This is a genomic window from Candidatus Protofrankia californiensis (assembly GCF_900634765.1).
In the GTDB taxonomy this organism is placed as follows: Bacteria; Actinomycetota; Actinomycetes; order Frankiales; family Frankiaceae; genus Protofrankia; species Protofrankia californiensis.
Map to the genome: position 1 here is coordinate 7,894 of NZ_CAAAFT010000406.1, position 7,940 is coordinate 15,833.

At 67.9% G+C, this 7,940-nt stretch carries 5 protein-coding genes; 4 read left to right on the forward strand and 1 reads right to left on the reverse strand.

Going from position 1 to position 7,940, the window contains the following annotated elements:
- The coding region (locus DD1DGNOD_RS20710) for a PAS domain-containing protein (RefSeq protein ID WP_131770869.1) at positions 1-1,319 on the reverse strand (1,319 nt) is incomplete at its 3' end.
- 256 nt (positions 1,320-1,575) lie between these two features.
- Here DD1DGNOD_RS20710 and DD1DGNOD_RS20715 point away from each other — a divergent pair.
- From DD1DGNOD_RS20715 to DD1DGNOD_RS20735, 4 genes are all read left to right on the forward strand, one after another.
- Complete coding sequence (locus DD1DGNOD_RS20715; RefSeq protein ID WP_131768175.1) at positions 1,576-1,851, forward strand: type II toxin-antitoxin system Phd/YefM family antitoxin; 276 nt, start codon at positions 1,576-1,578, stop codon at positions 1,849-1,851.
- On the forward strand, positions 1,848-2,129 hold the full coding sequence (locus DD1DGNOD_RS20720) for a type II toxin-antitoxin system RelE family toxin (protein ID WP_131768176.1): 282 nt from the start codon (positions 1,848-1,850) through the stop codon (positions 2,127-2,129). Before DD1DGNOD_RS20715 ends, DD1DGNOD_RS20720 begins: the two co-directional genes overlap by 4 nt.
- 311 nt (positions 2,130-2,440) lie before the next feature.
- On the forward strand, positions 2,441-6,616 hold the full coding sequence (gene hrpA, locus DD1DGNOD_RS28310) for an ATP-dependent RNA helicase HrpA (protein ID WP_206443344.1): 4,176 nt from the start codon (positions 2,441-2,443) through the stop codon (positions 6,614-6,616).
- A gap of 170 nt (positions 6,617-6,786) precedes the next feature.
- Complete coding sequence (locus DD1DGNOD_RS20735) at positions 6,787-7,827, forward strand: aldo/keto reductase (RefSeq protein WP_131770866.1); 1,041 nt, start codon at positions 6,787-6,789, stop codon at positions 7,825-7,827.
- Positions 7,828-7,940: the final 113 nt, after the last annotated feature.

The following is a 7,940-nucleotide window of genomic DNA, read 5'->3' on the forward strand; positions in this document are numbered from 1 at the left end:
ACGTGTTCCCGGGTGTAGCGGCGGGCGTTGTCGACCCACACCGCGGCCCGGGAGACGAATTCCTCCGCGATCAGCAGGTCGTCCTCCTCGAACGGATCCGGACGCGCCTGCCGGACGAACGTGGCCACCCCCATGATGACGCCGCGCGTACGGATCGGAACCACCATCAGCGAGCGGAGCCCGAACTCACGGATCTTCGCGAGACGGAGCTTGTCCTGCGTGATCCACGGATTTGTCACGAAATCCAGCACCGGTTCCAGAATGGACTTGCCGTCGATCAGGCAGCGAGCGGCGAGAAACGACGGCTGGACGACATCCCCGGTTTTCGCGATCGACTCCGGGCATCCCGGTGTCACCGACTGCTGCCCCGCCCGTCGAATACGGGACGTGTCGGTGACGGGTTGCGCCGGTTCCTCACCCCGCAGGACCGACTCCAGCAGATCGACGACGACGAAGTCGGCGAGGCGCGGCACCGCCACGTCCGCCAGGTCCTGAGCGATACGCATGACGTCGAGGCTGCTGCCGATGCGTGCGCTGGCGTCGTTGAGCAGCGCCAGCCGCTGCTGCGCACGCCAGCGGTCGGTGACGTCGACGACGATGTAACACACCCCCAGGACCCGCCCGGCCGAGTCGTCCAGCCGGAAAAAGGACGTGGAATAGGCATGCTCCCGATAGGGATCAGCGGCGGTCCGGCCGCGGTACTCGAAATTCATCACCGGTACCCCGGTCTTGAGTACCTCGCGCATCCGTTCTTCGAGCTGCTCGGCAGGCAGGCCCGGCAGCAGCTCACTCAGCCGCCGGCCGAGGCGCTTGTCCCGGGGCACGCCGCCGGAACGCGCCAGCGCGTTGTTCAGCCACATGTACCGCAGCTCTTCGTCCAGCAGGGCCATGCCGATCGGCGACTGGGCGAGCATGCCTCCCAGCATCGACTGATCCGCCATCCACCAGGACATCTGGGCATCGTCGGAAGCGAGCACGAGCCAGCTCGAACCGTTGCTCGAGTCGAGCATGGGGAAGATTCGCGCATGCAGGTCCACGCGGTGACCGTCCGCGTGGACGGCGGGCAGCCGCCCGTCCCAACTGCTGTCGGCACGGCATCGCTCGACCTCGGCACGTACCGCCGCAGCATCCGCCGACCGGTGGAGCAGGGACATGGCCGGACGGCCGAGCACGTCCCCGGCGGCATGGCCGATCATCAGCTCGGCAGCCCGGCTCCACCTGACCACCGTGCCCCGCCGGTCGAGGACCGCGCTGGCAACCGGCGGCAGCCCGAACGAGTCGGTGCGAGCAGTGACATCCGTTGTCCCGCGTATATCCATCGCCCGAGGTCCTACCCACGCCGGGCCGTCTTACTTTGTTCCCCCCGGGTGGTCCGGGAACTCGGGCCTTGCGGACCTCGGCGGATCGGCTTCGCCGATCCGGTACAGATGCTCGACAACCACACAGCAGGTCCCACATCCCACCGGTGACATGGTGAGGCAGCGACCACGGTGGGTGCTGTCGATGCGAAGCGCACGTTCGCGATCCAGACCTTGGACGATCAATCGGCCTAGAATTCGAACCATGACACGGATCATGACGGTTACCGATGCCAAGGCGCACCTGTCGGAGCTTGTCGCCGCGGTGGCCGCAACCCACGACACCGTGGAGATCACACGTAATGGCGAGCCCGCGGCCGCTCTGGTGTCCTATGCCGAGCTCGCCGCGCTCCGGGAGACGATCGCGATCCTCTCCGACCCGCAGGCGGTCAGCGACATCCGCGAGGCGGAAGCCGACATTGCCGCCGGCCGGACAGTCGACGCCGAGGACCTCCGCGAGACCATGCTCGCCCGGCGGGCGGCCGAGGCGTGACAGAATCCCGGACCTGGCAGACCAAAATTGCCGGTCCGGCTCGACGAGCGTTGGAGAAGGAATTACCCGAGAACGTCGCGTGGGCGGCCTGCACCTTCATCACCAAAAGGCTTCCGATCAATCCGCGGCGACTCGGCGGTGCGCTGAACGACCCGTACGACGGAATACTGTCGGCGCATCTGGGCACCTACCGGGTCGTTTACCGCATCGAAGAGGAAAATCATACCGTCTATGTACTCGCCGTCCGGCTCCGAGGTGACGTGTACGGCATTCGCTGACCGCGCTCGACGCCGCCTTCGCATGAGCGCAGGCTGACGCACTGACCGCTTGAGACCGCCGAGCCCTTCCGCTCCATCCTCGCCGAGCATCTGTCCCCCGACGACGTCGACGACCTCCTCCACCTGCTCGACTCCACCGATCCGCGGACCCGTGGGCGCGGCGGACCTTCGTCCTGATTCGGTTCTGGTCCGGGCCTGATTTAGTAGGTCATGACACCGGGAATGCCCGGCGGCCGGCGGACGCTTGACCTTCCGGCTGGTACCCGTGCCCCCTTGCCCGCTCTCCGTACTCTGTTGGACGCTGCCTTCTGATGCCTCCGCTCGCTGACCTGGCCGAACGCCTGCCCGATCTGATGGTTCGTGACCAGCGCCACCTGCAACGCCGTGTCGACGGCGCGCGCAGGATACGCAACCCCCAGGCTCGTGCGGCGGTGGTCGCCGAGATCGCCGCCGATGTCGAGGCAGCCGCGCTGCGCGTACAGCGGCGGCTCGCGACCGTGCCGCAGATCACCTATCCCCCGGACCTGCCGGTCAGCCAGAAGAAGGACGAGATCCTCACCGCGATCCGTGACCACCAGGTCGTGATCCTCGCCGGCGAGACCGGTTCCGGCAAGACGACGCAGCTGCCGAAGATCTGCCTGGAGCTCGGCCGGGGTGTGCGCGGGCTGATCGGTCACACCCAGCCGCGACGCCTGGCCGCACGCGCGGTGGCCGAACGCATCGCCCAGGAACTCGACGGTGCGGACGGCCGGCCGGGCGCCGCCGTCGGCTACAAGGTGCGGTTCACCGACGAGGTCGGCGGCAACAGCCTGATCAAGCTGATGACGGACGGCATCCTGCTGGCCGAGATCCAGACCGATCGGCTGCTGTGCCAGTACGACACGCTGATCATCGACGAGGCCCACGAACGCAGCCTCAACATCGACTTCATCCTCGGCTACCTGCGACAGCTCCTGCCACGCCGGCCCGACCTGAAGGTGATCATCACCTCGGCGACGATCGACCCGCAGCGCTTCTCCCGCCATTTCGGGGACACGCCGGTGATCGAGGTCACCGGCCGCACCTTTCCGGTGGAGGTCCGCTACCGGCCGCTGGTCGTGGAAGCCGGCACCGATCTCGAAACCGGCACCGACACCGACACCGGTCTTGAGACAGGCACCGGGACCGGCACCGACAGCACTCCGGGCACGGTGATCGAACGCGACCTGCCGGAAGCGATCACATCCGCGGTGGACGAGCTGTGTGCGGCGGGGCCCGGCGACATCCTGGTTTTCCTCAGCGGTGAGCGGGAGATCCGGGACACCGCCGACGTCCTGGCGAAGAAGCAACTGCCGGGCACCGAGATCGTGCCGTTGTACGCGCGGCTGTCAGCCGCCGAACAGCACCGGGTGTTCCAGCCCCACACCGGACGCCGGATCGTGCTCGCCACCAACGTCGCGGAGACGTCGTTGACGGTTCCGGGCATCAGGTACGTGGTCGACCCGGGTCTGGCGCGCATTTCCCGTTACAGCAACCGGACAAAGGTCCAGCGGCTGCCGATCGAGGCTGTCTCGCAGGCGTCCGCGAACCAGCGTAAGGGACGTTGCGGGCGGGTCGCCGACGGTATCTGCATCCGGCTGTACTCCGAGGACGACTTCACCGCGCGCCCGGAATTCACCGATCCGGAGATCCTGCGTACCAACCTCGCCTCGGTCATCCTGCAGATGACCGCACTGGGTCTGGGCGACATAGGGGACTTTCCCTTCATCGACCCCCCCGACTCGCGCAGTGTCTCCGACGGTGTGCTCCTGCTGCAGGAGCTCGGCGCCTTCGAGACGGGACCGCCGGGAAAGACCGGCAAAACCGGTAAGGCGGCCGGGAACGGTAAGGCTGACGGGAACGGTAGGGCGGCCGGGAAGGATGATGCCGACGAGAACGGTGAGAACGGCGCTGGCGGCGGGGCTGGCGGAACCGGTCGGGCCGCCGGACCCGCGCGCACCGATGGGCGTACGTGGCTGACACCGCTGGGACGCAAACTGGCGCAGCTGCCCCTCGACCCCCGGCTGGCTCGCATGGTGCTGGCGGCCGACGGCAACGGGTGCGTCCGCGAGGTCATGGTCATCACGGCCGCGCTGTCCATCCAGGATCCGCGGGAACGTCCCGTCGACGCCCAGCAGGCCGCCGCGGAGAAACACGGGCGCTTCACCGACAAGCAGTCCGACTTCCTCACCTATCTCAACCTGTGGGAATACCTGCGGGAACAGCAGAAGCAGTTGTCGGGCAACCAGTTCCGCAAGCTGTGCCGGGCCGACTTCCTGAACTACCTGCGGGTACGGGAGTGGCAGGACGTCTACAGCCAGTTGCACCAGGTCGTGAAAAGTCTCGGGATATCCGTCAACAGCACACCGGGTGACCCGCGGAACATTCACGTGTCGCTGCTCGCCGGCCTGCTGTCCCGCATCGGCCTCAAGGATGCCGACAAGCAGGAGTACCAGGGGGCGCGAAACACCCGGTTCGCGGTCTTCCCGGGGTCGGCGCTGTTCAGGAAGCCGCCGCGCTGGCTGGTGGCCGCCGAGCTCGTCGAAACGTCCCGATTGTGGGCGCGGACCGTCGCGCGTATCGAACCGGAATGGGCCGAGGTGCTCGCGCCGCACCTGGTGAAGCGCACCTACAGTGAACCGCACTGGGAGAAGAACCGGGCCGCCGTGGTCGCCTTCGAGAAGGTGACGCTGTACGGGCTGCCGCTGGTGGCCTCCCGCCGGGTGAACTATTCCGCGGTCGACCCCGCCCTGTGCCGGGATCTGTTCATCCGCCACGCCCTGGTGGAGGGCGACTGGCAGACGCACCACGCGTTCTTCCACGACAACCGCAGGCTGCTCGACGACGTCGAGGAACTCGAACACCGGGCGCGCCGGCGCGACATCCTCGTCGACGACGAAACCCTGTTCGATTTCTACGACCAGCGGATCCCGGCCGACGTCGTCTCCGGCCGTCATTTCGACAGCTGGTGGAAGAAGGCCCGCCGGTCCCGGCCGGACCTGCTCGCGTTCTCCGCCTCCATGCTCGTCAAAACCGGCGCGGACGGTGTCGACGAGCGCGACTACCCCGACGTCTGGCAGCACGGAGAGCTTGCGCTGGCGCTGTCCTACCAGTTCGAACCCGGCACGGACGCCGACGGTGTGACCGTGCGCATCCCGCTGCCCCTGCTCAACCAGGTGACCGGTGAGGGCTTCGACTGGCAGGTGCCGGGCCTGCGGGCGGAACTGGTGACCGCGCTGATCCGCTCGCTGCCCAAACAGGTGCGGCGCAGCTTCGTGCCCGCGCCCGACTACGCCGCGCGGGTGCTGGAGACGGTGACCCCGGCGGACGGACCGCTACTCGCCGTGCTGGAACGCGAACTCGACCATCTCACCGGCGTGGCGGTGCCGCGGGAGTCCTGGCAGCTCGACCGGGTACCCGACCATCTGAAGATCACCTTTCGGGTGGTGGACGAGGAGCAGGACACCCTCGCCGAAGGCAAGGACCTGGCCGCGCTCACCCGCCAGCTGGCGCCGACGATGCGCGAGGCGGTCTGCGTCGTGGCCGACGGTGTCGAACGCGAGGGCCTGCTGACCTGGGACTTCGGGCCGCTCGCGCAGATCGTGGAACAGCAGCGACCGGGCCGGCCGGTACGGGCGTATCCCGCGCTGGTGGACCAGACGCACAGCGTGGCGATCCGCGTGTTCGCCACCGAGACCGAAGCGCGGCACGCCATGTGGCTTGGTACCCGGCGCCTGCTGCTGCTGAACGCGCCGTCCCCGATCAAACAGATCAACGCGCGCCTGAACAACAAGGCCAAACTGACGCTCAGCCATCACCCGTACCGCGACGTCGCGGATCTGCTCGACGACTGCGTCGCCTGCGCCGCCGACAAGCTGATTTCGCAGTGCGGCGGGCCTGTGTGGGATCCCGACGGGTTCGCCAAGCTGCGTGGAATCGTCCACGCCGATCTGGACGAGACCGCGCTCGACGTGGTGACAAAGGTGGAGCGCATCCTCGCCACGGCGCACACGGTCTCCGGACAGCTGGCCGAACGGCAACCGCAATCCCAATCACGGACAGCGGAACGACGACTGAAGACAACCGCCGGCCTCGCGCTGGTACCGGCGTTGAGCGACATCCGCTCCCAGCTGTCGGGGCTGGTGTATCAGGGCTTCGTCAGCGCCAGCGGCTGGCAGCGGCTACCCGACGTCGCCCGCTATCTCAGCGCGATCGAGCGTCGGCTGGAGAAACTCCCGCTCGATCCGGAGCGTGACCGGGAACGCATGCGCCAGGTCGAGCAGGTGACGCTGGAATACCAGCGGATGCTCGACCGGACGCCGCCGGGCAGCCCGCACGGCGAGGAACTCCAGCGGATCCGCTGGATGATCGAGGAACTGCGCGTCGGTCTGTTCGCCCAGACCCTGCGCACGGCGTACCCGGTGTCGGTGGAGCGGATCTTCCGCGCGATGGACCAGCTGACCCTCTGATCGCGGTCGGGCAGGCCAGGAATTACCGACCTACCCGACCGGTTGGCTGCAGATGGGGTGGGGGCTGCCGCGTCCGTAGGACACCGGAGCCGGTGCCGCGAGGGCCGGTGCCGCACCGTCTCGATCTCAGCCGTCCCGATCTCACTCGATTTCAAAGGAGAGTGGCACCAGTGACACTTCGCGCCTTCGGACGGACCGGGGTCCAGGTCAGTCCACTGACGCTCGGGGCCATGATGTTCGGCGCCTGGGGAAATCCCGACCATGACGAGAGTATCGCGATCATTCACCGTGCGCTGGACGCGGGCATCAACGTCGTCGATACCGCGGACATCTACTCGCAGGGTGAATCCGAGGAGATCGTCGGCAAGGCCCTCGCCGGTGGTCTCCGCGACGAGGTGGTGCTCGCGACGAAGTTCCACGCGGCCATGAGCGACAACCCCAACCACCGCGGCAACTCCCGGCGGTGGATCGCCCGCGAGGTCGAGAACAGCCTGCGCCGGCTGCAGACCGACTGGATCGACCTTTACCAGGTCCATCGCCCCGAACCGGGCACCGACTTCGACGAGACCCTCGGCGCTCTCAGCGACCTCGTCCACCAGGGCAAGATCCGCTATATCGGGACGTCGACCTTCGAGCCGTCGGACATCGTCGAAGGGCAATGGATCGCCGAGCGCCGCGGGCGCGAACGCGTCGTGTCCGAGCAGCCGCCCTACTCGATCCTGGCCCGGGGTATCGAACGGGAGGTCCTGCCCGTCGCGCAGCGTTACAACCTGGCGGTGATCCCGTGGAGCCCGCTGGCCGGCGGGTGGCTGTCCGGGCGCTACCGCAAAGGCGCCGAAGTGCCGGTGTCGAGCCGCAGCGCCCGCGTCCCGGGCCGGTTCGACCTGGCCCGACCCGTGAACATCGCCAAGCTCGAGGCGGTCGAGCAGCTGACCCTGCTCGCTCAGGAGGCGGGGCTGTCCCTCGTCCACCTGGCCCTCGCCTTCGTCCTCGAGCACCCCGCCATCACCTCGGCGATCATCGGCCCGCGGACCCTCGAGCAGCTCGAGTCACAGCTCGAGGCCGTCAAGGTGACGCTCTCACCGGACGTGCTGGACCGTATCGACGAGATCGTGCCGCCGGGAACAACGATCAATCCCGAGGACGCCGGCTACCAGCCGCCGTCCCTGACCGACCCCACGTTGCGCCGCCGCAGCAGCACAGGCCGCTGACCAACCGCTGAGATCCACCGCCCGCACGACTCCCCCTTGCACGACTCCGGGGTGCCGCACGCACTGACAGATGCTGCCGCGCATGCGGCACCCCGCAGACCGCAGACCGGGAC

Coding starts and splice junctions, on each gene's coding strand:
- DD1DGNOD_RS20715 (WP_131768175.1), top strand. CDS start 1,576: ATGACGGTTACCGATGCCAAGGCGCACCTGTCGGAGCTTGTCGCCGCG.
- hrpA (WP_206443344.1), top strand. CDS start 2,441: ATGCCTCCGCTCGCTGACCTGGCCGAACGCCTGCCCGATCTGATGGTT.